Genomic DNA, 23,700 nt, shown 5'->3' on the forward strand with positions numbered 1-23,700 from the left:
GGCCCCAGCTTTCGCTGGGGCGACGGTGTAAGGTCAGCTCTTGACGATCACCACCTCGCCCCTGGCGTTCGCGCCGTCGGGGACGAAGTTGATGCGGAAATCGGCGCCGTCCTTGTCCTTGCCCGCGAGCGCGTCGCCGCTGCGCGTGATCTTGACGCCCTTTTTGGCGAACTCGGCGGCCATCCAGTCGGCCGCCTTCGTCGGCGCCGCGGGCGAGGTGAAGCCGAGTTTCACCGTCGCCTTGTCGGCGCCGCTCTTGTCGTTCGCGTCGACGTCGACCTTGGTGACCTTGCTCCCCGGATAGAGCTTCACCCCGTCGATATCGAAATCGCTCTCGATATCGAGGTCGACGAAATCGGGGATGTCGATGTCGATCGCGGCGCCATCGCCGCCGATCTTGATATTGCCGCCGTCCTTGCCGGTCTTGATCTGCACCCCGCCATGCTCGTCGCCGGCGTTGATCGAGACTTCGGTGCCCTCACCGGCCTTTTTCTCTTCCGAACCGCAGGCGGCGAGGAGCATCATCGGGGGGATCAGGAACGCGAGACGCATGGACTATCTCCTTGGTGCATTAGTTACATAATACACCTTGGAGACAGCCGAGTCAAATTCCTCTTTCGTCACCACGGACTTGATCCGGGGTCCCGCTATTCGACGTTGCAAAGCGGGATGCCGGATCAAGTCCGGCATGACGATGAAAGATAGGGCGGATCAGGCGTCGATGCTCGTCCGCACGTCGCCGTGGACCAGCCCGCCGTCGACGGTGATCGTGTCGCCGACGACATAGTCGCCCGCCTTCGACGCGAGGAAGATCGCGGCGCCCGCCATATCCTCGGGCACGCCGATGCGCTTCACGGGGATGCTCTTCGCCACCGCGTCGCCATGGTCGCGCGCCGCCTTGTTCATGTCCGACTGAAAAGCGCCGGGCGCGATCGCGGTGACGAGGATATGATCCTGCACCAGCCGCGCGGCGAGGCGTTTGGTGAGGTAGAGGATCGCCGCCTTCGAGGCGTGGTAGCTGTAGGTTTCCCACGGGTTCAAACGCTGGCCGTCGATCGAGCCGATGTTGATGACCTTCGCCGGACGGTCGGCGGTGCCGCCGCCCTTGAGCAGCCCGTGGAGCGCCTGCGTCAGGAAGAAGGGCGATTTGACGTTGATGTCCATCACCTTGTCCCAGCCCGCCTCGGGGAAACCCTCGAACGGTTCGCCCCAAGCGGCGCCGGCGTTGTTGACGAGGATGTCGAGGCGTTCCTCGCGCGCTTCGAGCTCCGACGCGAGCGCGCGGCAGCCTTCGACGGTCGAGAGGTCGACGGGCAGGCCGATGACCTTGCCCGGATAGCGCGTTTCGAAATCGGCGACGGCCTCCTCGATCTGCGCGCTCTTGCGCGCCGAGATATAGACGCGCGCCGCGCCCGCGGCGAGATAGCCCTCGACGATCATCTTGCCGATCCCGCGCGAGCCGCCGGTGACGAGTGCGATGCGGCCGTCGAGGCCGAACATGTCTTGGAGGTTCATTTGCTCATCCTTTTGCTCCCTCCCCTTCAGGGGAGGGTTGGGTGGGGCATGTGGGCATGACGCCCTCCCCGCTGCGCCCCGGACTTGATCCGGAGCTCGCTGCCCCTCCCGCAAGCGGGAGGGGTGAGATTAGTAGCCGTTCATCCGCGCAACCTGGTCGATGTGATAATGCACATCGCCCATATATTCGGCGAGCGCGCGGTCGCGTTTCATATAGAGGCCGATGTCATATTCGTCGGTCATGCCGATGCCGCCGTGCATCTGCACGCCCTCGCGCACCGCGAGGTTGGCGGCGCGGCCGGCCTTGGCCTTGGCGACCGAGACCATCAGCCTCGCGCCCTCGCTGCCCTCGTCGAGCAATTGCTGCGCCTTCATCACGGTGGCGCGCGCGACTTCCATCTCGCCATAGAGATGCGCGGCGCGGTGCTGGAGGCCCTGGAACTCGCCGATCAGCTTGCCGAACTGCTTGCGTTCCTTGAGGTAATTCACCGTCATGTCCATCGCGCCCTGCCCGACGCCGACCATTTCGGCGGCCGCTCCGGTGCGGGTGGCGGCGAGCAAAGCGTCGAGGATTTCACCGCCCGCATCGACCTCACCGATCACCGCGTCGGCGTCGACCTCGACCCCGTCGAGGGTGACGTGGCTCGCCAAGCTGCTGTCGACGAGGCGGCGCGGATCGGCGGTGACGCCCTTCGCATCCTTCGGCACCGCGAACAAAGTGATCCCGCCGTCGGTCTTCGCCGCGACGATGCTCATGTCGGCGACATGGCCGTGGAGGACGAAGCTCTTCTTGCCGTCCAACCGGAACCCATTGCCCGCGCGCGTCGCGGTCGTCGCGATGCGGTCGGGGCGATGCTTCGCACCCTCGTCGATCGCGAGCGCGATAATTGCCTCGCCAGATGCGATCGCGGGGAGCCAGCGGCCCGCCTGCGTGCCACCCGCCTTGGCGAGCGCGGCGACCGCGCCGACGCTGGTCGACAGGAAGGGCGACGGGGTCAGGTTGCGGCCGATTTCCTCGAGTACGATGCCCGCCTCCATATGCCCCATGCCGAGCCCGCCATGCGCCTCGGGAACGAGCATGCCGGGCAGCCCCATTTCGGTGAACTGCGTCCAGAGGTCGCGCGAGAAGCCGGTGGCGTCGGCGGTGTCGCGGAGGCTGCGCAGGTGCGAAACCGGCGCCTGTTCGGCGACGAAGGGGGCAACGCTGTCCTTGAGCATCGCCTGGTCGTCATTGTGATAGAGCGGCATATCTGTCCCAATCTCTTTTCGTCATCCCAGCGAAAGCTGGGATCGTTGGCGGCGTGCACCGCCCTATTCCAATAGCGGCCCCAGCTTTCGCTGGGGCGACGCGTTGTTAAGCCCCCGGCAAATCCAATATCCGCTTGGCGATGACGTTGAGCATGACTTCGCTCGTCCCGCCTTCGATCGAATTGGCCTTGGTGCGCAGCCAGCCGCGCGCGCGCGCGCCGCCCTTGGTCTCTTCGCTGTCCCATTCGAGCGCTTCGCTGCCGCCGCCTGACATGACGAGTTCGTGGCGGCGCTTGTTGAGTTCGGTGCCGACATATTTCATCATGTTCGAGCTGGCGGGGTGCGCGCGCCCGGTCTTCCACATGTCCATGAAACGCTCGCCCATCGCGCGATAGGCGAAGACATCGACGTCGAACGCCGCCATTTCGGCGCGCAGGATCGGATCGTCGAGTTCGCCCGCTTCATTCTTGCCGAACGCCTTGGCAAAGGCGCCGCCGATGCTGACCATGTCGCCGCCGGCGCCGCCGCCCGAGATCATCTCGCGTTCGTGGCCGAGCAGATATTTGGCGACGTCCCAGCCGCGGTTCACTTCGCCGATGAACTGCGTCTTCGGCACTTCGACATCGTCGAAGAAGGTTTCGCAGAAGGGCGAGTTGCCGCTGATCAAGAGGATCGGCTTCGTCGTGACGCCCTTGCTCGCCATGTCGAAGAGCATGAAGGTGATGCCCTGATATTTGTTCGCCTTGTCGGTGCGGACGAGGCAGAAGATCCAGTCGGCCTTGTCGGCGTAGCTCGTCCAGATCTTCGACCCGTTGACGACCCAATGGTCGCCCTTGTCCTCACCAAAGGTCTGGAGCGAAACGAGGTCGCTGCCCGAGCCGGGCTCCGAATAGCCCTGGCACCAGCGGATTTCGCCGCGCGCGATCGGGTTCAGATATTCGACCTTCTGCTCCTCGGTGCCGAATTGCAGCAGCGCGGGGCCGAGCATCCAGATGCCGAAGCTGTCGAGCGGCGAGCGCGCGTGGATGCGCTTCATTTCCTGTTTGAAGACCTTGGTCTGCTCGGGGGTCAGCCCGGCGCCGCCATAGGGTTTCGGCCAGTCGGGGACGGTGTAGCCTTTGGCGACGCACGCCTCGAGCCACGCCTTCTGGGCGTCGTTCTTGAACACCCAATTGCGGCCGCCCCAGCAGACGTCGCCTTCGTCACGCACGGGCTCGCGCATTTCAGCGGGGCAGTTCGCCTCCAGCCAGTCCCGCACCTCGGCGCGGAAAGCGTCCAGTTCGCTCATCCTTTTGGCTCCTCTTCTGCGGCCAAATCTACGTCCGCTTCGCTAGTTTACGCAAGCGTCAACTTGGAGAAACGAGCCTGCCCTTACGGCGCCGTAGCGTCGGTTTGACCGCCGTTGACGCGTCACCTTTGGCGCCTAAGCTAAGTGGCAAAAGAAAACGGGAGAATGGGTCAATGCGATTCGCAGGCAAGATAGCCGTCGTCACCGGAGCGGCGTCGGGCATCGGCAAGGCAGCGGTTTTGAAACTCGCGGGCGAGGGCGCGCACGTCTTCGCCGCCGACATCGACGAGGCGGGCGGACGCGCGCTGGCCGAACAGTCGAACGGCAGGATCGACTTCGTCCGCTGCGACGTCACCAAGCCATCGGACATCGAGGCGTTGATGAATACCGCCGCGGCGAAAGCCGGGGGCATCGATATCGTCTTCAACAACGCCGCCGCCGCGGGCGACCGCGCGCCGATCGACGAGATCAGCCCCGAGGGCTGGGACCTGACGATGGACCTCGTGTTGAAATCGGTCGCGATGGGGATCCGTTATGCCGCGCCGCATATGAAGGGCCGCAAGGGTGCGAGCATCGTCAACACCGCGAGCGTCGCGGCGCTTGGTGCCGGCTATTCGCCGATCGCCTATGCCGTCGCCAAGGCGGGCGTGCTTCATCTATCCAAGATCGCCGCGACCGACCTCGCGCGCTACGGCATTCGCGTCAACGCGATCTGCCCGGGCTTTATCAACACCAATATCTTCACCTCGTCGCTCGACGTGCCCGACGCGCATAAGGATCAGGCGAAGGCGATCATCGCGGGGATGAGCGAGGCCGCGCAGCCCGTCGCGCGCGGCGGCCAGCCCGAGGATATCGCCAACGCCGTCGCGTACCTCGCGAGCGAGGAGTCGAGCTTTATGACCGGCACGCATATGCTGGTCGACGGCGGGCTGACGATCGGCCAGCGCCATGCGTGGGACCCCGAAGCCCCCGGGCTGTTCGACGCCCTCGTCGCGATGGAGGATGCGGCGAAGGCCGGGGCGCCGGCGTGAACGCGGCGATCGCCGCGCCGAAAGCCACGCACCTGCCGGTCCGGCTGAAGGTCATGCACGGGCTGGGCAGCATCGCCTATGGCGTCAAGGACAACGGCTTTTCGACCTTCCTCCTGCTGTTCTACAATCAGGTGATCGGGCTCGACCCCGGCGGCGTCGGTGCCGCGATCATGGTCGCGCTGATCGCCGACGCGTTCGTCGATCCGATCATCGGCGAACTCACCGACCGCACGCGCAGCCGCTGGGGGCGGCGCTTGCCGTGGCTTTATGGCGCGCCGATCCCGCTCGCGATCATGTGGATGCTGCTGTGGCACCCACCCGAAATGAGCAACGCTATGACCGTGGCGTGGCTGATCGGCTTTGCGATCATCGTCCGCTCGCTCGTGTCGATGTGCGAAGTGCCGTCGGTCGCGATCGTGCCCGAACTCACCGGCGACTATGACGAACGCACCGTCGTCATGCGCTATCGCTTCCTCTTCGGCTGGGGCGGCGGCCTGCTCATCCTGCTGCTCGCCTATGGCGTGTTTTTCGGCGGTGCGAAGGGGCTCGTCGATCCCGACGGCTATTTCCCCTATGCGCTGACCGGCGCGCTGCTGATGGCGGGCGCGGTCCTGACCTCCGCCGCGGGGCAGCACAGCCGCATCGCGGTGTCGAACGTCGCCGATGTGAAACCCGCGATGACGCTGCGCCAGGTTCTCGGCGAGATGCGCGACACGCTGTCGAACCGCGCCTTCCTGTGGCTGATCTTCGCCGCGCTGTTCGGCTTCGTGAATCAGGGCATCACCTTTTCGATGAACAATTACCTGCTCGGTTTCTTCTGGCAGTTCACGCAGGGCGAGATGGTCGCCTATGTCTTTCTGCTGTTCGCTTCGATGATCGCGGCTTTCATACTCGTCGCGCCCGTGTCGGCGCGGCTCGGCAAGCGCGACGGCGCGATTTTCGCGGGCGCGATCTCGCTGCTCGTCAACAGCGGCATCTATTTCGCGTGGATCCAGGGGTTTTTCCCCGGCATGCCGGGCAAGCCGAGCGTCGCAGCGATGTTCGCGCTCGTGTTCGTCTCCAACAGCTTCTCGATCATCCTGATGATCCTGTCGTCGTCGATGATGGCCGATGTCGTCGAAGCGTCGCAGAGCGAGACCGGGCGTCGGTCGGAAGGGCTGTTCTTCGCGGGCTATTTCTTCATGCAGAAATGCGCGACGGGTATCGGCATCTTCGCTGCGGGGCTGATCCTGTCGTTCGCGGCCTTTCCGGCGAATGCCAAGCCGGGCGAAGTCGGGAGCGACGTGCTCGGCAATCTCGCGCTCGGCTATGCGCTCGCGGTGCTGGTCATCGGCACGCTGGGGCTGATCGTGATGCGCAAATTCCCGATCTCGCGCGCCGATCACGAGGCGCGGCTCGCGCTGCTGGGCGACGTCGCACGCGGCGAACCCGATGCCACGGGGGCGCATCCGTAACGATCATGTCGCCAAGCGGCGGAATGATGTAATTTTAGGGCCGCGGGACTTGGCAAGGCCGACGAATCGGTCCAAAGGTTTACGTGAACGTAAAGGGAAAGGACGCGCAGATGGACTTCGATCTCACCGACCGGCAGGTCTATTGGCGCGACCGGGTACGCGATTTCATCGAACGCAAGGTTCGCCCCGCAGTCCCGACCTATAACGAACAGGACAAGGCGGGCGACCGCTGGAAGGTCATCCAGATCGTCGAGGATCTGAAGGCCGAAGCGAAAGAAGCCGGCATCTGGAACCTGTTCATGCCGCCCAAGTCGGGCGCGCACCACCATGTCGACGAGACGTTCGAATTCGAAGGACCCGGCCTCTCCAACCTCGAATATGCGCTGTGCGCCGAGGAAATGGGCCGCGTCGGTTTCGCGAGCGAAGTGTTCAACTGCTCGGCGCCCGACACCGGAAACATGGAAGTGTTCCATCGGTACGGCACGCGCGCGCAGAAGGATAAATATCTCGGCCGGCTGATGAACGGCCAGATCCGTTCGGCCTTCCTGATGACCGAGCCGCGCGTCGCCTCGTCCGACGCGACGAACATTGAAACGCGCATCGAGCGCGACGGCGACGATTATGTGATCAACGGCACCAAATGGTGGTCGTCGGGTGCGGGCGATCCGCGCTGCGAGGTCGCGATCGTGATGGGCAAGACCGACTTTGCCGCGAAGCGCCACGCGCAGCAGTCGATGGTGCTGATGCCGCTGAATGCGCCGGGCGTGAACATCCTGCGCCACCTGCCCGTCTTCGGTTATGACGACGCGCCGCACGGCCATATGGAAATCGAGCTGAAAGACGTGCGCGTCAACGCCGAAGAGGCGATGCTGCTCGGCGAAGGCCGCGGGTTCGAGATCGCGCAGGGGCGCCTTGGCCCGGGGCGCATCCATCACTGCATGCGCACCATCGGTGTGGCGGAAGAAGCGATTGCGAAGATGGCGAAGCGGCTGCAGTCGCGCGTCGCCTTTGGCCGCAAGGTCGCCGAATACAGCATCTGGGAACATCGTCTGGCGCGCGCGCGCATCGATATCGAAATGACGCGCCTGCTCTGCCTCAAGGCCGCCGACATGATGGACAAGGTCGGCAACAAGTCGGCCGCGGCCGAAATCGCGATGATCAAGGTGCAGGCGCCGAACATGGCGCTGAAGATCATCGACGACGCGATCCAGGCGCATGGCGGCGGCGGCGTGTCCGAGGATTTCGGGCTCGCCAAAGCCTATGCGCATCAGCGCACGCTGCGCCTCGCCGACGGGCCCGACGAAGTCCACGAACGCGCGATCGCGCGGATCGAATTCGCCAAGCATAGCGAAGCGAGCGAGCCGGGCTTCTCGTCGGGCGACATCGGCGTTTCGCGTTAAAACCTGAATTCGGAGAGATATTGTGACCAAAGCCGCGATTCTGATCGAACCGGGCAAGCCGCTGTCGATCGAGACGGTGCAGATTGCCGACTGCGGCCCGCACGAGGTGCGCATCCGCACCGCCGCGTGCGGGCTCTGCCATTCGGACCTCCATTTCATCGACGGCGCCTATCCGCACCCCCTCCCCGCGATCCCCGGCCACGAAGCCGCGGGCATCGTCGAGGCGGTCGGCAGCGAAGTGCGCACGGTGAAGGTCGGCGACGCGGTCGTCACCTGCCTCAGCGCCTTCTGCGGCCACTGCGAGTTCTGCGTTTCGGGCCGCATGTCGCTGTGCATGGGCGGCGATACGCGCCGGCCGGTCGGATCGGCGCCGCGCATCACGCGCCCCGACGGCAGCATCGTCAACCAGATGCTCAACCTCTCGGCCTTTGCCGAAACGATGCTCGTCCACGAACATGCGTGCGTCGCGATCGACCCCGCGATGCCGCTCGACCGCGCCGCCGTCATCGGCTGCGCGGTGACGACGGGTGCGGGCACGATCTTCAACGCGTGCAAGGTGACGCCGGGCGAGACCGTCGCGGTCGTCGGCTGCGGCGGCGTCGGGCTGGCGACGATCAACGCCGCGAAGATCGCGGGCGCGGGGCGCATCATCGCCGCCGATCCGGTTCCCGAAAAGCGCGCGCTGGCGGTGAAGCTCGGCGCGACCGATGTGGTGGACGCGCTCGCCGACGATGCCGCGAAGCAGATCGTCGAGCTGACCAAGGGCGGCGTCGACCATGCGATCGAGGCGGTCGGGCGTCCGGCGTCGGCGAGCCTTGCGGTCGCGTCGCTGCGCCGCGGCGGCACCGCGACGATCCTCGGCATGATGCCGCTTTCGGAAAAAGTGGGGCTCAGCGCGATGGACCTGCTCTCGGGCAAGAAATTGCAGGGTGCGATCATGGGCGGCAACCGCTTCCCGGTCGACATCCCGCGCCTCGTCGACTTCTATCTCCGCGGGCTGCTCGACCTCGACAGCATCGTTGCCGAGACGATCCCGCTCGAGCGGATCAACGAAGGCTTCGACAAGATGAAGAAGGGCGACGCCGCACGGTCGGTGATCGTGTTCGACCAATGACGCTCGACGCGCAAAAGGCCTTCAGCGGCACCGTTGCGCCCGAGGGCGCCGACGTGCTCGACGAAGCGAAGCTGACGGCGTGGATGGAAGCGCATGTCGAAGGCTTCGAAGGTCCGCTGACGCAGGGCAAATTCGCGGGCGGCCAGTCGAACCCGACGTACAAGATCAGCGCGCCGTCGGGCAATTATGTGCTGCGGCGCAAGCCCTTCGGCCCGCTGCTGCCGTCGGCGCACGCGGTCGACCGCGAGTATAAGGTGCAGGCGGGGCTCCACAAGATGGGCTTCCCCGTCGCGCGCCAATATGGCCTGTGCACCGATGACACGGTGGTTGGCAGCTGGTTCTATGTGATGGGGATGGTCGACGGACACACGATCTGGGACGGCGCGATGCCGGGGTCGACGCCGGAAAATCGCCGCGCGACCTATGAAGCGATGATCGATACGCTCGCCGCGCTGCACAGCGTCGATGTCGAGGCGGCGGGGCTTTCGGACTTCGGCAAGCCGGGCAATTATTTCGGGCGCCAGGTCGACCGCTGGACCAAGCAATACCGGCTTTCCGAAACCGAGACGATGGACGAGATGGAGCAGCTGATCGCGTGGTTGCCCGCGACCTTGCCCGAACAGACGCGCACCAGCGTCGTCCACGGCGATTACCGCATCGATAATATGATCTACGCCAAGGATCGGCCCGAGGTACTCGCGGTGCTCGACTGGGAACTGTCGACCTTGGGCGATCCGCTCGCCGATTTCACCTATGTCGCGATGGCGTGGGTCACCGAGAATGGCGGCCGCTCGGGCGTCATGGACCTCGACCGCGCGGCGCTCGGCATTCCCGAACTCGACGAGATGGTCGAGCGTTATTGCGCCGCCACGGGGCGCGACGGCGTGCCCGACATGAACTGGTATTTTGCGTATAATTTCTTCCGCCTCGCGGGCATCATCCAGGGGATCAAGAAGCGCGTGATCGAGGGCACCGCCTCGTCGCAGCACGCGAAGGATATGTCCGAACGCGTCCGTCCGCTCGCCGAAAAGGCATGGGATTTTGCAAAGAAGGCCGGCGCATGAGCCTGTTCGACATGACGGGGCAGGTCGCGCTGATCACCGGATCGTCGCGCGGCATCGGGAAAGCCACGGCGGAAGCGATGGCCGAACAGGGCGCGAAGGTCGTGATCTCGAGCCGCAAGGCCGACGCCTGCGAAGAAACCGCAGCCGAAATCAACGCGCGCTTCGGCGACGGCACCGCGATCGCGGTGCGCGCGAACATCTCGTCGAAGGAAGAGCTGGAGATATTGGTCGCCGAAACGCGCCGCGCCTTCGGCAAGATCACCACGCTGGTCTGCAACGCCGCGTCGAACCCTTATTATGGCCCCGGGCTCGGGATCAGCGACGACCAGTTCCGCAAGATCATGGATAACAATATCCTGTCGAACCACTGGCTGATTTCGATGGTCGCGCCCGAGATGCTCGAACGCGGCGAAGGGTCGATCATAATCATCAGCTCGATTGGCGGGCTGAAGGGATCACCGATCATCGGCGCCTATGGAATCTCGAAAGCCGCCGACATGCAGGTCGCGCGCAATTTCGCGGTCGAGTTCGGGCCGCGCGGCGTGCGCGTCAACTGCATCGCGCCGGGGCTGGTGCGCACCGACATGGCGCGCGCCTTGTGGGAAAATCCCGAGACGCTCAAACGATCGACCGCCGCCTCGACCCTGAAGCGCATCGGCGAGCCGCACGAGATCGCGGGCGCCGCGGTCTTCCTCGCCAGCAAGGCGGGAGCTTTCACCACCGGCCAGACCATCGTGTGCGATGGCGGGGCCACGATTTCAGGAGGCGCATGATGGGCGCGTTGGACGGCAAGGTTGCGATCATCACGGGTGCCGGTTCGGGCATCGGCCGCGCGAGCGCGCTGCGCTTTGCCGCCGAGGGCGCGAAACTCGTCATCGGCGACAAGACCGCCGCGGTGCACGAGACCGCGAAGCTGGTGAAGGATGCCGGCGGCGAGGTCGTGGCGCTTGAGATCGACGCGGGTGTCGAGGCCGATGTCGCCTCGCTCGTCGCGACCGCGAAAGACACCTATGGCGCGCTCGACGTTGCCTTTGCCAACGCCGGGATCATCGGCGACATGGGCGGCATCTTCGATTTCGACCCCGATGCCTGGGCCGAGACGTTGCGCGTCAATTTGATCGGCCCGGCGCTGATGGTGAAGCATGCCGGCAAGGCGATGGTCGATCAGGGCCGCGGCGGCGCGATCGTGCTGACCGCGAGCGTCGCGGGTCTCAATTCGGGCGCGGGTCCGGGGGCCTATTCGGCGTCGAAGGCGGGCGTGATCAACCTCGCCAAAGTCGCGGCGCAGCAGCTCTCGACGAGCGGCGTGCGCGTCAACGCAGTGTGCCCCGGCCTCACCGAAACGGGGATGACCAAGCCGACCTTCGATTATGCCAAGGCCAAGGAAGTCACGCACAAGCTCGGTCAATTGAACCCGCTCCGCCGCGCGGCGCAACCCGAGGAACTCGCCAATGTCGCGCTGTTCCTCGCGAGCGATCAGGCAAGCTATGTCAACGGACAGGCGATCGCGGTCGACGGCGGCCTCACCAGCTCGCACCCGGTGACACGCCAGTTGCTCGGCCAGACCTCGCACTGATAGATCGATCAGCATGACACATGGATTCGACACCGCGCGGCTCGACCGCATTCCCGCCTTTCTCGCCGCCAAATATGTCGACACCGGCCGCCTGCCGCACGCGGCGACGCTCGTGTCGCGGCGCGGCGAGATCGCGCATCTGTCGTGCATCGGCGAGGCGCGGCCGGGCGAGGCGCTGAAAGAGGATGCGATTTTCCGCATCGCGAGCATGACCAAGCCGATCACCAGCATCGCCTTCATGATGCTCGTCGAGGAAGGCAAGGTCGCGCTGTCGGACCCGCTGGTGAAATTCTGCCCCGAGTTCAAGGACACCGGCGTGTTCGTCGCTGGCGGCGGCAACGTCCCCTTCCTGACGCGGCCGCCCGCGTCGCCGATCCGCATGGTCGACCTGCTGCGCCATACCGCGGGGCTGACCTATGGCTTTCAGGAGCGCACCCCGGTCGACGGCGCGTATCGCAAGGCAAAGATCGACGATTTCGACGCCGATTATACGATGGACAGCTTCATCGCCGATCTGGCGAAGATCCCGCTGCAATTCGACCCCGGCGCGCACTGGAATTATTCGATGGCGACCGACGTGCTCGGCGCGGTGATCGAACGCATCGAGGGCAAGCCCTTCGCGCAGGTTTTGCAGGAGCGCATCTTCGGCCCGCTCGGCATGGTCGACACGGGGTTCAAGGTGCCCGCCGAGCAGCAGCACCGGCTGACCGACGCCTATGCTTTCCACCCCAAGAACAGGATGCAGGATTTCGACGGTGGCGCGAAGAGCCGCTGGGCGAAGGATCGCAGCTTTCATTCGGGCGGCGGCGGGCTTGCTTCGACGATCGACGATTATCACCGTTTCTGCCTGATGCTGCTCGGCGGCGGCAAGCTCGGCGATGTGCGGATCATCAGCCGCAAGACGCTCGAGCTGATGACGTCGAACCATCTGCCCGGCGGCGGCGACCTGACGCAGCACAGCGTCGGCATCTTCAGCGAGGCCGAAAATGCCGGCATCGGCTTCGGTCTTGGCTTCGCGGTGAACGAAAGCCCCGCGCAGACGATGACCCCCGGATCGGTCGGCGATTTTTACTGGGGCGGCATGTTCTCGACCGGCTTCTTCGTCGATCCGGTCGAAGAGATTTGCATGGTCTTCATGACCCAGCTGATGCCCTCCTCCACCTATCCCGTGCGGCGCGAGGTCAAGACCTTTGTCCACGCCGCGATCGACGATTGAAGATGCAACACCCCTTTCCGTTCGCACCGCGCGAACGGGTTCCAGATTGAAGGAGTCTCCCATGTCCGAAGAAACCCCCGTCAGCGTCACGCTGGAAAAGGATGGCGAAATCGCCGTCATCATCGTCAACAACCCGCCCGTGAACGCGCTGAGCTGGCACGTCCGTCAGGGGCTGGAAGATCATTTCGCCGCCGCGCTCGGCGATGACAGCGTCAAGGCGATCGTGCTGCGCTGCGCCGGTGCAACCTTCATCGCGGGCGCCGACATCAGCGAGTTCGGCAAGCCGCCGCGCGGCCCCGATTTCAATGCGGTGCTCAACAGCATCGAAGCGGCATCGAAGCCCGTCGTTGCGGCGATCCACGGCACCGCGCTCGGCGGCGGCTTGGAGACCGCACTCGTCTGCCATTATCGCATCGCGGTCCCTTCGGCGAAGCTCGGCGTGCCCGAGGTCAAGCTTGGCTTGCTCCCCGGCGCGGGCGGCACGCAGCGCCTGCCGCGCGTCGTCGGGGTCGAAGCCGCGGCGACGATGACCTCGACCGGCGATCCGCTTCCCGCCGCGAAAGCCAAGGAACTCGGCCTCGTCGACGAACTCGCGGGCGAAGACAGCCTCGCCGCCGACGCGATCGCCTTTGCGCGCGCGAAGATCGCCGATGGCCCGCGCCCGACGCGCGAGCGCCCGGTGTTCGGCGACGTCGCGGTGATCGAACAATTGAAGACCGCAAACGCCAAGCGCTGGCGCGGTTTCGAAGCGCCTTACGCCAACCTCGCCTGCGTCGAGGCGGCGACGCGCCTGCCCTTCGAGGAAGGTCTCGCGTTCGAGCGCGAGCAGTTCATGAAGCTGATGTTCGGCAGCCAGTCGGCGGCGCAGCGCCACATCTTCTTCGCCGAGCGTCAGGCCGCGAAGATCGACGGCCTGCCCAAGGACACGCAGCTGCGCGACATCAAGAAGGTCGGCGTGATCGGCGCCGGCACGATGGGCGGCGGGATCAGCATGAACTTCCTCCAGAAGGGCATCCCGGTGACGATCGTCGAGATGCAGCAGGAAGCGCTCGACCGCGGCACCGGCGTGATCCGCAAGAATTACGACGCGTCGGCCGCCAAGGGCCGCTTCAAGCCCGAACAGGTCGAGGCGATGATGGGCATCCTGACCCCGACGCTCAATCTCGACGATCTGGCCGACTGCGACCTGATCATCGAGGCGGTCTATGAGAATATGGACGTCAAGAAGGACATCTTCGGCAAGCTCGACAAGATCGCCAAGCCCGGCGCGATCCTCGCGTCGAACACCTCCTATCTCGACATCGACGAGATCGCGACCGCGACGAGCCGCCCCGGCGACGTGCTCGGCATGCACTTCTTCTCGCCCGCCAATGTCATGAAGCTGCTCGAAGTCGTGCGCGGCGACAAGACCGCACCCGACGCGCTGGCGACCGCGATGGCGATCGGCAAGAAGATCGGCAAGGTCGCGGTGGTCGCGGGGGTGTGCGACGGCTTCATCGGCAACCGCATGCTCAAACCCCGCCAGGTCGAGGCGATGAACCTGCTCATGGAAGGCGCGACGCCGCAGCAGATCGACAAGGTCCATGTCGAATTCGGCATGCCGATGGGTCCGTTCCAGATGAGCGACCTCGCCGGCGTCGACATCGGCTGGCACCGCGACCCGACGCGCATCGAAAGCATCCGCGACGCGCTCGCCGCGGTCGGCCGCTGGGGGCAGAAGACCGGCAAGGGCTTTTACGACTATGACGAAAAGCGCAATCCGTCGCCCAGCGCCGAAGTCGCCGAGATCATCGAGGATTTCCGTCAGCGGTCGAACAAGGCGAAACGCGAGATCAGCGATCAGGAGATCATCGAGCGCACGCTCTATCCGATGGTCAACGAAGGCGCGCTGATCCTGGCGGAAGGCAAGGCGCAGCGCGCGTCGGACATCGATGTCGTGTGGATCTATGGCTACGGCTGGCCGGTCTATCGCGGCGGCCCGATGTTCTGGGCGGGGCTGGAAGGCACCGACAAGATCGTCGCGGCGCTCGAGAAACATGGTTTCGCGGTCGCGCCTTTGCTCAAGGAAAAGGCCGAGGCGAAGTCGGGCTTCTAAGCCCTTCCCCGCTTACGAAGATCGGGCCGTCTGTCCCAGCGCGGGGCAGGCGGCCTTTCTTTTGCCTTCGCGCCGCCGCAGGTGCGACCGGAAACTTGCGATTCAGGGTTAAAGCGCTGGCAAGACCTGCCGTTAGGGCAGAGCATGAACGCCATGTCCGCCCTCGCCGTCCTTCTGCTGACCGGCAGCGTGCCGGTGGCCGCCCCGGTGGCGACGCCGCAGGTTAGCGCGATCGGCGTGGCGCGCGCGCGGATATTGGCGCCTGCCGAGGTGCGGCGGGTCGGTGACCGGATCGAAGTGCGCTCAGGCGAGCGCAAGGCGCCAACGCAAGTGCATCGTACCGAACGCAAAGACGGCGGAGAGACGGCCGATTTTTATTGAGCGTTCGTCGCCCCCGCGAAGGCGGGGGCCGTAGTCGGCTTATCACGATGGCGCGGCATCAGACCGCCAGCGGCCCCCGCCTTCGCGGGGGCGACGGTTATTTCTGCAGCGTCTTGATGATCGCCGAGAAATCGCGACCGTCCTTGTCGGCTTCGACAAAGGCTTCGTAGAGTTCGCGCGCCTTCGATCCCATCGGGACGCCGGCATCGACGCTCGCCGCCGCCTCCATCGCAAGGCGCAGATCCTTGAGCATCAGCGCCGCGGCGAACCCGCCCTTATAATCATTGTCGGCGGGGGTCGTCGGCCCGACGCCGGGGAGCGGTGCGTAGCTCGTCAGCGACCAGCATTGCCCCGACGACACGCTCGCGATGTCGAAGAATTTCTGCGGGTCGAGCCCGAGTTTCTGCGCGAGCGCGAGCGTTTCGCACGTCGCGACCATCGAGGCGCCGAGGAGCATATTGTTGCAGATCTTCGCTGCCTGCCCCGCGCCCGCGTCGCCGGCATGAATCACCGCCTTGCCCATTTTCGCGAGAATCGGTTCGGCGCGCGTGAAGCCCTCACCGGTGCCGCCGACCATGAAGGTCAGCGTGCCCGCGTTGGCCGCGGCGATGCCGCCCGAAACCGGTGCGTCGACCGCGACGAGGCCAGCATTGGCGGCGGCTTCAATATTGCTACGCGCGGTTGCAACATCGATTGTCGAGCAATCGAGCAGTAGCGTGCCGTCGTCGGCGTGTGGGAAAACGGCTTCCTGATACACAGCAGCAACGTGCTTGCCCGCCGGAAGCATGGTCACCACGGCCTCGGCGCCGGTGACCGCTTCGGCCGCCGATGCCGCGCGAGTGCAGCCCGCCTCGACCGCGCGCGCCAGCGCCTCTTCGCTGAGATCGAATGCGCGGACTTCGTGCCCCGCTTTCGCCAGGTTCGCGGCCATGCCGCCGCCCATATTGCCGAGTCCGATGAATGCGATTTTCATTTAATCTCCCCTCCCGCTTGCGGGAGGGGCCGGGGGAGGGCCTGTCCCGAATATTGCACTGGCGAGGAGGGAACAGGCCCTCCCCTAACCCCTCCCGCAAGCGGGAGGGGAACTGGGCTCACCGACCCTTCCACACGCCTTCGCGCTTTTCGATGAAGGCGGCCATGCCTTCGGCCTTGTCCTCGGTCGCGGCGAGGATCTGGAACAGGCGGCGTTCGTAGATCAGCCCCTGATCGAGCGTTGTTTCGAACGCGGCGTTGACCATGTCCTTGTTCACCATCGCGGCCATCGGCGGCATGCCGGCGATCACCGTCGCGGTCTTTACCGCTTCGTCGACCAGCGTCGCATGCTCGACGACGCGCGCGACGAGGCCCGAGCGCTCGGCTTCGGCGGCATCCATCATCCGGCCGGTGAGGCACATTTCCATCGCCTTCGCCTTGCCGATCGCGCGCGTCAGCCGCTGCGACCCGCCCATGCCGGGGGCGACGCCGAGCTTGATTTCGGGCTGGCCGAATTTCGCCTTGTCCGACGCGATGATGAAGTCGGCCATCATCGCGAGCTCGCAGCCGCCGCCGAGCGCGAAACCGTTCACCGCGGCGATCCACGGCTTGCGAACCTTCTTCACGAAGTCGCTCGTCCATTTCGAGAAGAAATCCTCGAGGTAGAAATCGGACGCTGGCTTGTCGGCCATTTCCTTGATGTCGGCGCCCGCGGCGAACGCCTTGTCGCCCGATCCGGTGAGCACCGCGCAGCGCTGACTGTCGTCGGCTTCATACGCCGCAAAGGCCGCGATCAGGTCGTCGAGCACGCCCGAGTTGAGTGCGTTCAGCGCCTGCGGGCGGTTGAGCGTCACCAAGGTGACGGCCCCGCGCGTTTCGACGAGGAGGGTTTCATAGGTCATTCGAGCAATCTCCGGATTATCGTCATGCCGGACTTGATCCGGCATCCCGCTTTGTGACGTCGATGAAGCGGGACCCCGGATCAAGTCCGGGGTGACGAAGAGTGAGTGGCAAGGTTAAGTGAGCGGCGTCCATTTCTGATCGTCAGGCAAAGGCGCGAAGATCGCGTCGATCCAGTCGTCGGTGACCGCTTCGGCGGTCGGCGGATCCCATTTCGGGCTGTTGTCCTTGTCGATAATCAGCGCGCGGACGCCCTCGAGGAAGTCGTGCATCTGAACGACGCGGCTGCCGATTGCATATTCCTGCGTCATCTGCGCGGCGAAGTCGTGCATCTCGCCGCCTTCCTTGAGCTGGCGGAGCGCGACCTTGCACGTCTGCGGCGATTTGCCGTGGAGCGTCGCGAGCTCCTTTTCGGCCCATTCGCCGCCGTCGGCTTCGAGCGCGGCGAGGATATCCTCATAGGTGTCGCTCGCGAACAGCCGGTTGATCCGTTCGAGATGCTGGGTGATTCCGGCGGGCGGCGCGGTGACCGACAGCTCGCCCAATATGCCGCCGATGCGGTCGGGGTCGACCGCGATGCGCGCCTTCGCCTCGGCGAGCTTTTCGGAGGGCAGATAATGCGTCGCGAGGCCGAGCGCCAAACACTCCGCGCCGTCGAGCCGTGCTCCGGTGAGCGCGAGATAGGCGCCGACGCGGCCCTCGAGACGCGGCAGATACCAGCCGCCGCCGACATCGGGAAACAGGCCGATCCCCGTCTCGGGCATCGCGAAGCGCGTATGCTCGGTCGCGACGCGATATTTCGCCGGCTGCGAAATGCCGACCCCGCCGCCCATCGTGATGCCGTCCATGAAGGCGACGACGGGCTTGGGATAGGTGAAGAGCAGATGGTTGAGGCGATATTCGGTGTGAAAGAACTGGCGCGCTTCCTTGCCATCCTTCGCGCCGCTCTCCGCAAGCATGCGGATGTCGCCGCCGGCGCAGAAGCCGCGGCCCTCGCTATGGTCGATGATCACCGCCTCGACCGCGTCGTCATCGCGCCACGCCACCAGCGCGTCGATCATCGCTTCGCACATGGCGAGGTTGAGTGCGTGGATCGCCTTCGGGCGATTGAGCGAAATGCGGCCGACGCGGACGTCAGTCGAGATCAGGACATCGTTGGTCATTGGCGCAGCAGGTCCCTTCCGACGATCATCCGCATCACCTGGTTGGTGCCTTCGAGGATCGAATGGACGCGCAGGTCGCGCCAGAAACGCTCGATCGGATAGTCACGCAGATAGCCATAGCCGCCGAACAGCTGGAGCGCGTCGTTGACGATCTTGCTGCCATTGTCGGTCGCGAGCCGCTTCGCCATCGCCGAGAAGCGCGACTTGTCGGGGGCGTTCGCGGTCACTTTCGCTGCCGCCACATAGAGCAAAGCGCGCGCGGCTTCGAGGTCGGTCGCCATGTCGGCGAGCATGAATTGCGTGTTCTGGAAATCGGCGATCGGCTGGCCGAACTGCTGGCGGTCCTTGGTATAGGCGATCGCTTCGTCGAGGCAGCGCTGCGCGCCGCCGAGCGAGCAGGCACCGATGTTGAGGCGTCCGCCGTCGAGCCCCGCCATCGCAAAGCGGAATCCGTCGCCCTCGGCGCCGACGAGATTTTCGACGGGGACGTGGCAATCTTCGAAAATCACCTGCGCGGTCGGCGAGGCGTTCCAGCCGAGCTTCTTTTCGGGCGCGCCGAAGCTGAGGCCCGGCGTGTCCTTTTCGACGACGAGGCAGCTGATCCCCTTCGACTTTTCCTCGCTGGTGCGGACCATGCAGACATAAATGTCGTTATAGCCCGCGCCCGAAATGAACTGCTTGGTGCCGTTCAGCACATAATGATCGCCGTCGCGCTTTGCCGTCGCTTTCAGGGCCGCGGCGTCGGACCCCGAGCCCGGTTCGGTCAGGCAATAGCTCGCAATCTTCTCCATGCTGACGAGGTCGGGCAGGAAGCGCGCCTTGACCTCGGCGCCGCCGAAGCGGTCGATCATCCATGTCGCCATATTGTGGATCGAGACATAGGCGCTGGTTGCCGGACAGCCATAGGCCATCGCCTCCATGATCAGCGCCGCTTCCATCCGGCCGAGCCCGATGCCGCCCGATTCCTCGCCGACGTAAATCGCGCCGAAACCGAGCTCGCCCGCCGCCTTCCACACGTCGACGGGATAATGATGTTTCTCGTCCCATTCGGCCGCGAAGGGCGTGATGCGGTCGGCGGTGAATTTGCGCGCCATATCCTGGATGGCGAGCTGGTCGTCGGTAAGCTGGAACTGGTCGGTCATGGTCATTTCTCGATGATGGCTTCGGCTTCGATTTCGACTTTCCACTCGGGGCGGATCAGTGCGGGCACAACCAGCATCGTCGATGCCGGTCGGACATTTTTGAATGCCGATCCGTGCGCGCGACCAACAAGGTCGGCGTCGGCCGCGTCGGTGATATACATTCGCGTGCGCACGACGTCGGCGAAGCTGCCGCCGAGCGCCTCGAGCGCCTCGCCGATGATTGCGATACAGCGTGCCGCTTGTGCGCCAGCGTCGCCGGGGGTCGATGTACCGTCAGCCTCGATCGGCGCGCAGCCCGCGACGTCGATGCGGTTCCCCACCCGAACCGCGCGGCTGTAGCCGTAGACCGGTTCGAACGGGGACGCCGAGCTATGGTTGCGGCGCGTGCTGTCAGCCACAGCTGATCCGCTCGATCTTGAGCGCATCGTCATAGGAGACGGTGAGCCGGTCGGGGCGGAAATCCATGGTGACCGCGGTGCGCGGCGGCACCCAGCGCAGCGTCCGCGCGCCGCTGCCCTTGAGGAGCTGGCCGCCGACGTCGGCAGTCGCGGTCTGGCCGACGAGCGATTGCACCGCGTCGGCGTTGCACGCAGCCTCGGCAGGCGGGGTCGGGGTTGATTCGACGGGCGGCCGCTCCTGCGTACAGGCGGCGAGCGGCAGAAGGGCGGCGATTGCCAGCATGCGAATGTCCATCGTGAATCTCCCTTTCAAAAAACCGTCATCCGGCGCAGCGCGTATAGCGCATCGCGCCCGCAGCGGCACCCTCGCCGGAATCGCGGCGGACGAGCGTCTTGCCGCCGTCGGCGAGGTCGAGCTGCATCCGGCGATCCCATTCGACGCCCTCGCCGCTGAACTTGTAGTCGGCGACGATGCGGTCGGCGTCGCTTTCGCGAACGCGCGCGAGTTCGCCATGCGATTCGTAGAAGCGCAGGTTGGTTGCATCGATCGTCAGCGCGGTGAGGTCGGTGCCCTTCTTCGCCTTGCAATCGGCGACCTTGAGCGCCCAGCGGCCGCGGATCGCGGACGGGATCGTCTTGCCGTCGCCAGCGGTTTTGGCTTCGGGCTTCGGCGGGGTTTCCTCGGCGGCGTCGGGCAGGTCCGCATCGACCGCCGGTTCGGCGGGCGCCGGACGCTCGGCCTTTTGCAGCGGCGAGATCGCCGCGCTGTCTTCGGGCTGCGATTTATCCTCGCCGCCGCTGCACGCGGCGAGCAGCAGCAATCCGGCGGGAAGCATCAGGCGGGTCATCGGCAATCTCCTTCGAAAGGAGAATGCCCGGCGCAGCGTACGGGTTTCATCGCCGCGCATCATTCGCCCAGCACCTTGTCATTGAACACCGCGGTTGCGAGATCGGTCTGGTTATAGCGATACCAGCGCGGCGCGGGGATACCCGCAGCCCAAGCGAGCGCTTCGGTCAGTGTGCCGTTCGCGGCCGGCGTGTCCGGCATTTCCTTGCCGATCGGATCGGCATAGGCGGTATCGGCGCTGACGACGGTCCAGCCCGCGTTGCGCAACGCACGGACGAGGTCGCCGATATGGAGCGCGGCGAGATCGGTTTCGTGGAGAAGGAGCATCTGGACCGGCTGGCGGCCGGTGACGCGCCGCATCATCGCGTCGGCGAAATCGGCGGCCTCGACATGCCAGCTGACATAGAGGTCGCCGAGCGCCTTGCGATCGATCGTCTTTCCCGCCTGCACCGCTTCGCGCGCCAGATTTTCGAGGTGCCAGTCCGACGATTCGGCGGTGACATAGCCGTTGCACAGGCCGCGCGCGGCGAGGCCTGTGCGCAAGGCATCACGCTTCGCCTTGTCCTTTCCGCCCTCGTCAAGAAAGGGAAAGCGGAACCAGGGACGATAGCCGGGGCGGCCCTTGAGCCAGACCTCAGCGGCGTCGAGGTCGGCGAGATAGGCCGCGGTATCGGTCGTGCTCAGCCGCTTGTGGCTGTTGCTGTGGTTCGCGATGACATGGCCCGCTGCGACATAGGCGGCGATGCGTTCCGCCCCGCCCACGCCGTCGCCCTGCCCGATCGCACCCGGAACGACGAAGAAGACCGCTTGCGGGGCTTTTGCCTTCTTCAGTTCCGCGATGATGCGCTGCGCGCGCTCGTCGGGGGCGAAGAAGGCACCGGCATGGCGCGGAACATCGTCGAAGCTGAGCGCGATCTGCTTTTGCGCGTGCGCGGGCTGCGCGAGAAGCAGGAAAAAGATCGCGAGCCACAGCCTCATTCGGCGGCCGCCACGATCTCGATCTCGACCAACCAATCGCTTTCGAGCGTCTGCGCGACGATCGCGGTGGTTGGAATGCGCCGCGTACCGAGCGCCTTGAGCCGGGCGGCGGCATTGGCTTCCGCATAGCTTGCATCGCGCAAATAGCTGGTCAGCCGGACGATATTGGCGGTGTCCATATCTGCGCTGGCCAGAATCGCGCGGAGATTGTTCCACACGCAATCGAGCTGTTCTTCCAGCGTCGCGGGAGCCGAGAAATCCGGTCTCAAACCCATCGTGCCACTGACGAACAGCAGCCGCCCGGCCCCGCGAACCTCCATCGCATGCACCCAGTCACCGCCGGTCGCGTAAACGCCCTCGGTCGGATTATGGGGGATCATCTCCATCGCCTTACCCCATCGTCGGAATGACGAAGGCGTTGCCCCCGTCGGGCGATCCGTCGGGCCAGCGCTGCGTGATCGTCTTGACCTTCGTCCAGAATTTCACGCCCTCCATGCCGTGCTGGTTGGTGTCACCGAACGCCGAGCGCTTCCAGCCGCCGAAGCTGTGATACGCAACGGGCACCGGGATCGGCACGTTGATGCCGACCATGCCAACGTTGACGCGCGCCGCGAATTCGCGCGCGGCGTGGCCGTTGCGCGTGAAGATCGCGACGCCATTGCCGTACTGGTGCTTGCTGGGCAGTTCGAGCGCGGTTTCGAAATCGGGGGCGCGGACGATCTGGAGCACGGGGCCGAAGATTTCTTCCTTGTAGCTTTCCATGTCGGTGGTGACATGGTCGAACAAAGTCGGGCCGATGAAGAAGCCCTTTTCATGCCCCTGAAGCGAGAAGCCGCGGCCGTCGACGACGAGCTCGGCGCCCTCGTCGGCGCATTTCTGGATCCAGCCTTCGACCTTTTCCTTGTGCGCCTGCGTCACCACGGGGCCATAATGCGCCTCGGCATCGGTCGACACGCCGACGCGCAGCGCCGCGATTGCGGGGATCAGCTTGGCTTTCAGGCGCTCGGCGGTCTCATCGCCGACGGGGACGACGACGGGCAGCGCCATGCAGCGCTCGCCCGCCGAGCCGAAGGCAGCGCCGGTCAAATCGTTGACGACCTGGTCGAGATCGGCGTCGGGCATGACGATGCCGTGGTTCTTCGCGCCGCCCATCGCCTGCACGCGCTTGCCGTTCGCGACGCCGCGGTTGTAGACATAATGCGCGATATCCGACGAGCCGACGAAGCTGACCGCGCCGATATCGGGATGGTCGAGGATCGCGTCGACCATTTCCTTGTCGCCGTGGACGACCTGGCAAATGCCCTCCGGAAGGCCGGCTTCGAGAAAGAGTTCGGCGAGGCGCACGGGAACCGACGGGTCGCGCTCGCTCGGCTTGATGATGAAGGCGTTGCCCGTCGCGATCGCGACGCCGCTCATCCACAGCGGGATCATCGCGGGGAAGTTGAACGGAGTGATGCCCGCGCCGATGCCGATCGGCTGGCGCATCGAGTAAACGTCGATGCCGGGGCCGGCGCCCTGCGTATATTCGCCCTTGAGCACATGCGGGATGCCGCAGCAGAATTCGATGACTTCGAGCCCGCGCTGAATGTCGCCCTTCGAATCGGCGATCACTTTGCCATGCTCGCTCGACAACATGTGCGCGAGGCTGTCCATATTCGCTTCGACGAGGCGCTTGAATTCGAACATCACACGCGCCCGGCGCTGCGGGTTCGTCGCGGCCCAGCCGGGCTGCGCCTTCTTCGCCGCGGCGACCGCGCGGTCGAGAAGCGCCGCGTCGCCGAGCGCGACCTGCGCCTGCACGCCGCCGCTGTTGGGGTCGAAGACGTCGCCCTGGCGGGCGCTGCCGCCGGCACCGCCGACGATGTGATGGTCGATCTGTCGCATGTCCGAGTCTCCCGTAAAATCTTGCCGCTGCCAC

The 23,700-nt window shown here is 65.3% G+C and carries 24 protein-coding genes; 10 read left to right on the forward strand and 14 right to left on the reverse strand.

Annotated elements, in window-relative coordinates; all coding sequences use genetic code 11:
• Positions 1–33 precede the first annotated feature (33 nt).
• The 4 genes from ACTJI5_RS18550 to ACTJI5_RS18565 all read right to left on the reverse strand — a co-directional run bounded on the left by ACTJI5_RS18550 (position 34) and on the right by ACTJI5_RS18565 (position 4,051).
• Positions 34–552, reverse strand: coding sequence for a hypothetical protein (locus tag ACTJI5_RS18550; protein WP_310255803.1), 519 nt, complete (start codon positions 550–552; stop codon positions 34–36).
• Positions 553–711: 159 nt separating this feature from the next.
• Positions 712–1,515 carry an SDR family oxidoreductase gene (locus ACTJI5_RS18555; protein WP_037512680.1) on the reverse strand — a complete coding sequence of 268 codons (804 nt, stop codon included), beginning with the start codon at positions 1,513–1,515 and terminating at the stop codon, positions 712–714.
• A gap of 129 nt (positions 1,516–1,644) precedes the next feature.
• Complete coding sequence (locus ACTJI5_RS18560; protein ID WP_440861341.1) at positions 1,645–2,763, reverse strand: acyl-CoA dehydrogenase family protein; 1,119 nt, start codon at positions 2,761–2,763, stop codon at positions 1,645–1,647.
• Between the two features lie 106 nt (positions 2,764–2,869).
• Complete coding sequence (locus ACTJI5_RS18565; RefSeq protein ID WP_440861342.1) at positions 2,870–4,051, reverse strand: acyl-CoA dehydrogenase family protein; 1,182 nt, start codon at positions 4,049–4,051, stop codon at positions 2,870–2,872.
• Positions 4,052–4,224: 173 nt separating this feature from the next.
• Here ACTJI5_RS18565 and ACTJI5_RS18570 point away from each other — a divergent pair, with 173 nt between their 5' ends.
• From ACTJI5_RS18570 to ACTJI5_RS18615, 10 genes are all read left to right on the forward strand, one after another.
• The gene (locus tag ACTJI5_RS18570) at positions 4,225–5,082 is read left to right on the forward strand and encodes an SDR family NAD(P)-dependent oxidoreductase (RefSeq protein ID WP_440861343.1); all 858 of its coding nucleotides are present in this window, start codon (positions 4,225–4,227) and stop codon (positions 5,080–5,082) included.
• Positions 5,079–6,536: an MFS transporter gene (locus ACTJI5_RS18575; RefSeq protein WP_440861344.1), complete on the forward strand. Its 1,458-nt coding sequence runs from the start codon at positions 5,079–5,081 to the stop codon at positions 6,534–6,536. The genes ACTJI5_RS18570 and ACTJI5_RS18575 overlap by 4 nt, the downstream gene beginning before the upstream one ends.
• Positions 6,537–6,646: 110 nt before the next feature.
• Positions 6,647–7,936 carry an acyl-CoA dehydrogenase family protein gene (locus ACTJI5_RS18580; protein WP_440861345.1) on the forward strand — a complete coding sequence of 430 codons (1,290 nt, stop codon included), beginning with the start codon at positions 6,647–6,649 and terminating at the stop codon, positions 7,934–7,936.
• Between the two features lie 22 nt (positions 7,937–7,958).
• Positions 7,959–9,050, forward strand: coding sequence for a Zn-dependent alcohol dehydrogenase (locus ACTJI5_RS18585; RefSeq protein ID WP_440861346.1), 1,092 nt, complete (start codon positions 7,959–7,961; stop codon positions 9,048–9,050).
• Positions 9,047–10,114 carry a phosphotransferase family protein gene (locus ACTJI5_RS18590; protein WP_440861347.1) on the forward strand — a complete coding sequence of 356 codons (1,068 nt, stop codon included), beginning with the start codon at positions 9,047–9,049 and terminating at the stop codon, positions 10,112–10,114. The genes ACTJI5_RS18585 and ACTJI5_RS18590 overlap by 4 nt, the downstream gene beginning before the upstream one ends.
• Positions 10,111–10,887 carry an SDR family NAD(P)-dependent oxidoreductase gene (locus ACTJI5_RS18595; protein WP_440861348.1) on the forward strand — a complete coding sequence of 259 codons (777 nt, stop codon included), beginning with the start codon at positions 10,111–10,113 and terminating at the stop codon, positions 10,885–10,887. The genes ACTJI5_RS18590 and ACTJI5_RS18595 overlap by 4 nt, the downstream gene beginning before the upstream one ends.
• The gene (locus tag ACTJI5_RS18600; protein ID WP_440861386.1) at positions 10,887–11,690 is read left to right on the forward strand and encodes an SDR family NAD(P)-dependent oxidoreductase; all 804 of its coding nucleotides are present in this window, start codon (positions 10,887–10,889) and stop codon (positions 11,688–11,690) included. The genes ACTJI5_RS18595 and ACTJI5_RS18600 overlap by 1 nt, the downstream gene beginning before the upstream one ends.
• A 13-nt stretch (positions 11,691–11,703) precedes the next feature.
• Complete coding sequence (locus ACTJI5_RS18605) at positions 11,704–12,906, forward strand: serine hydrolase domain-containing protein (protein WP_440861349.1); 1,203 nt, start codon at positions 11,704–11,706, stop codon at positions 12,904–12,906.
• A 61-nt stretch (positions 12,907–12,967) separates the two neighbouring features.
• Positions 12,968–15,001, forward strand: coding sequence for a 3-hydroxyacyl-CoA dehydrogenase NAD-binding domain-containing protein (locus tag ACTJI5_RS18610; RefSeq protein ID WP_440861350.1), 2,034 nt, complete (start codon positions 12,968–12,970; stop codon positions 14,999–15,001).
• 144 nt (positions 15,002–15,145) lie between these two features.
• The gene (locus tag ACTJI5_RS18615; protein WP_440861351.1) at positions 15,146–15,382 is read left to right on the forward strand and encodes a hypothetical protein; all 237 of its coding nucleotides are present in this window, start codon (positions 15,146–15,148) and stop codon (positions 15,380–15,382) included.
• A 97-nt stretch (positions 15,383–15,479) separates the two neighbouring features.
• On the opposite strand, the gene mmsB is transcribed toward ACTJI5_RS18615, so the two are convergent.
• The 10 genes from mmsB to ACTJI5_RS18665 all read right to left on the reverse strand — a co-directional run bounded on the left by mmsB (position 15,480) and on the right by ACTJI5_RS18665 (position 23,666).
• The gene (gene mmsB / locus ACTJI5_RS18620) at positions 15,480–16,355 is read right to left on the reverse strand and encodes a 3-hydroxyisobutyrate dehydrogenase (RefSeq protein ID WP_440861352.1); all 876 of its coding nucleotides are present in this window, start codon (positions 16,353–16,355) and stop codon (positions 15,480–15,482) included.
• A gap of 118 nt (positions 16,356–16,473) precedes the next feature.
• On the reverse strand, positions 16,474–17,256 hold the full coding sequence (locus ACTJI5_RS18625) for an enoyl-CoA hydratase-related protein (protein ID WP_440861353.1): 783 nt from the start codon (positions 17,254–17,256) through the stop codon (positions 16,474–16,476).
• Between the two features lie 114 nt (positions 17,257–17,370).
• Positions 17,371–18,417 (reverse strand): enoyl-CoA hydratase/isomerase family protein, encoded by a 1,047-nt coding sequence (locus tag ACTJI5_RS18630; RefSeq protein WP_440861354.1) that lies wholly within the window; start codon positions 18,415–18,417, stop codon positions 17,371–17,373.
• Positions 18,414–19,559: an acyl-CoA dehydrogenase family protein gene (locus ACTJI5_RS18635; protein ID WP_440861355.1), complete on the reverse strand. Its 1,146-nt coding sequence runs from the start codon at positions 19,557–19,559 to the stop codon at positions 18,414–18,416. The genes ACTJI5_RS18630 and ACTJI5_RS18635 overlap by 4 nt, the downstream gene beginning before the upstream one ends.
• Positions 19,560–19,561: 2 nt before the next feature.
• A complete protein-coding gene (locus tag ACTJI5_RS18640) occupies positions 19,562–19,957 on the reverse strand; it encodes a RidA family protein (RefSeq protein WP_439512831.1) in 396 nt (131 codons plus the stop codon).
• On the reverse strand, positions 19,950–20,252 hold the full coding sequence (locus ACTJI5_RS18645) for an I78 family peptidase inhibitor (protein ID WP_058539909.1): 303 nt from the start codon (positions 20,250–20,252) through the stop codon (positions 19,950–19,952). Before ACTJI5_RS18645 ends, ACTJI5_RS18640 begins: the two co-directional genes overlap by 8 nt.
• Before the next feature lie 25 nt (positions 20,253–20,277).
• Positions 20,278–20,805, reverse strand: a complete 528-nt coding sequence (locus ACTJI5_RS18650; RefSeq protein WP_440861356.1) for a hypothetical protein — start codon at positions 20,803–20,805, stop codon at positions 20,278–20,280.
• Between the two features lie 59 nt (positions 20,806–20,864).
• The gene (locus ACTJI5_RS18655; protein ID WP_440861357.1) at positions 20,865–21,782 is read right to left on the reverse strand and encodes a polysaccharide deacetylase family protein; all 918 of its coding nucleotides are present in this window, start codon (positions 21,780–21,782) and stop codon (positions 20,865–20,867) included.
• Entirely contained in the window at positions 21,779–22,168 is a 390-nt protein-coding gene (locus tag ACTJI5_RS18660) for a RidA family protein (protein ID WP_037512643.1), read from the reverse strand. The genes ACTJI5_RS18655 and ACTJI5_RS18660 overlap by 4 nt, the downstream gene beginning before the upstream one ends.
• 4 nt (positions 22,169–22,172) lie before the next feature.
• The gene (locus ACTJI5_RS18665) at positions 22,173–23,666 is read right to left on the reverse strand and encodes a CoA-acylating methylmalonate-semialdehyde dehydrogenase (RefSeq protein WP_440861358.1); all 1,494 of its coding nucleotides are present in this window, start codon (positions 23,664–23,666) and stop codon (positions 22,173–22,175) included.
• Between the last annotated feature and the right edge of the window lie 34 nt (positions 23,667–23,700).

It is taken from the genome of Sphingopyxis sp. 22461 (assembly GCF_052044915.1).
Taxonomy (GTDB): domain Bacteria; phylum Pseudomonadota; class Alphaproteobacteria; order Sphingomonadales; family Sphingomonadaceae; genus Sphingopyxis.

Bases quoted from the DNA above. Each gene is read 5' to 3' on its own strand.
- ACTJI5_RS18550 (WP_310255803.1), bottom strand. From the start codon at position 552: ATGCGTCTCGCGTTCCTGATCCCCCCGATGATGCTCCTCGCCGCCTGC.
- ACTJI5_RS18555 (WP_037512680.1), bottom strand. From the start codon at position 1,515: ATGAACCTCCAAGACATGTTCGGCCTCGACGGCCGCATCGCACTCGTC.
- ACTJI5_RS18560 (WP_440861341.1), bottom strand. From the start codon at position 2,763: ATGCCGCTCTATCACAATGACGACCAGGCGATGCTCAAGGACAGCGTT.
- ACTJI5_RS18565 (WP_440861342.1), bottom strand. From the start codon at position 4,051: ATGAGCGAACTGGACGCTTTCCGCGCCGAGGTGCGGGACTGGCTGGAG.
- ACTJI5_RS18570 (WP_440861343.1), top strand. From the start codon at position 4,225: ATGCGATTCGCAGGCAAGATAGCCGTCGTCACCGGAGCGGCGTCGGGC.
- ACTJI5_RS18580 (WP_440861345.1), top strand. From the start codon at position 6,647: ATGGACTTCGATCTCACCGACCGGCAGGTCTATTGGCGCGACCGGGTA.
- ACTJI5_RS18590 (WP_440861347.1), top strand. From the start codon at position 9,047: ATGACGCTCGACGCGCAAAAGGCCTTCAGCGGCACCGTTGCGCCCGAG.
- ACTJI5_RS18595 (WP_440861348.1), top strand. From the start codon at position 10,111: ATGAGCCTGTTCGACATGACGGGGCAGGTCGCGCTGATCACCGGATCG.
- ACTJI5_RS18600 (WP_440861386.1), top strand. From the start codon at position 10,887: ATGGGCGCGTTGGACGGCAAGGTTGCGATCATCACGGGTGCCGGTTCG.
- ACTJI5_RS18605 (WP_440861349.1), top strand. From the start codon at position 11,704: ATGACACATGGATTCGACACCGCGCGGCTCGACCGCATTCCCGCCTTT.
- ACTJI5_RS18610 (WP_440861350.1), top strand. From the start codon at position 12,968: ATGTCCGAAGAAACCCCCGTCAGCGTCACGCTGGAAAAGGATGGCGAA.
- ACTJI5_RS18615 (WP_440861351.1), top strand. From the start codon at position 15,146: ATGAACGCCATGTCCGCCCTCGCCGTCCTTCTGCTGACCGGCAGCGTG.
- mmsB (WP_440861352.1), bottom strand. From the start codon at position 16,355: ATGAAAATCGCATTCATCGGACTCGGCAATATGGGCGGCGGCATGGCC.
- ACTJI5_RS18625 (WP_440861353.1), bottom strand. From the start codon at position 17,256: ATGACCTATGAAACCCTCCTCGTCGAAACGCGCGGGGCCGTCACCTTG.
- ACTJI5_RS18630 (WP_440861354.1), bottom strand. From the start codon at position 18,417: ATGACCAACGATGTCCTGATCTCGACTGACGTCCGCGTCGGCCGCATT.
- ACTJI5_RS18635 (WP_440861355.1), bottom strand. From the start codon at position 19,559: ATGACCGACCAGTTCCAGCTTACCGACGACCAGCTCGCCATCCAGGAT.
- ACTJI5_RS18645 (WP_058539909.1), bottom strand. From the start codon at position 20,252: ATGGACATTCGCATGCTGGCAATCGCCGCCCTTCTGCCGCTCGCCGCC.
- ACTJI5_RS18650 (WP_440861356.1), bottom strand. From the start codon at position 20,805: ATGACCCGCCTGATGCTTCCCGCCGGATTGCTGCTGCTCGCCGCGTGC.
- ACTJI5_RS18655 (WP_440861357.1), bottom strand. From the start codon at position 21,782: ATGAGGCTGTGGCTCGCGATCTTTTTCCTGCTTCTCGCGCAGCCCGCG.
- ACTJI5_RS18660 (WP_037512643.1), bottom strand. From the start codon at position 22,168: ATGGAGATGATCCCCCATAATCCGACCGAGGGCGTTTACGCGACCGGC.
- ACTJI5_RS18665 (WP_440861358.1), bottom strand. From the start codon at position 23,666: ATGCGACAGATCGACCATCACATCGTCGGCGGTGCCGGCGGCAGCGCC.